Raw genomic sequence first — 300 nt, 5'->3', positions numbered from 1 at the left:
TTGGTTGCGGGGGCCGGATTTGAACCGACGACCTTCGGGTTATGAGCCCGACGAGCTACCAGGCTGCTCCACCCCGCGTCACCGTACTGCTTTACTTCATCAAATTTTGATTGGTTGCGGGGGCCGGATTTGAACCGACGACCTTCGGGTTATGAGCCCGACGAGCTACCAGGCTGCTCCACCCCGCGTCACCGTACTGCTTTACTTCATCAAATTTTGATTGGTTGCGGGGGCCGGATTTGAACCGACGACCTTCGGGTTATGAGCCCGACGAGCTACCAGGCTGCTCCACCCCGCGTC

At 58.7% G+C, this 300-nt stretch carries 3 tRNA genes; all 3 read right to left on the bottom strand.

The window, feature by feature from the left end:
• Window position 1: 1 nt before the first annotated feature.
• The 3 genes from BEB54_RS28410 to BEB54_RS28400 all read right to left on the bottom strand — a co-directional run bounded on the left by BEB54_RS28410 (window position 2) and on the right by BEB54_RS28400 (window position 298).
• Window positions 2-78 (bottom strand) — tRNA-Met (locus BEB54_RS28410).
• A gap of 33 nt (window positions 79-111) precedes the next feature.
• A tRNA-Met gene (locus tag BEB54_RS28405) sits at window positions 112-188 on the bottom strand.
• Between the two features lie 33 nt (window positions 189-221).
• Window positions 222-298: transfer RNA gene (locus BEB54_RS28400), tRNA-Met, on the bottom strand.
• Window positions 299-300 lie beyond the last annotated feature (2 nt).

The organism is Escherichia sp. MOD1-EC6021, assembly GCF_002965245.1.
GTDB lineage: Bacteria > Pseudomonadota > Gammaproteobacteria > Enterobacterales > Enterobacteriaceae > Escherichia > Escherichia coli_F.
Note: the sequence above shows the minus strand (reverse complement) of the source record. Positions and strands in the feature narration are given on the sequence as shown.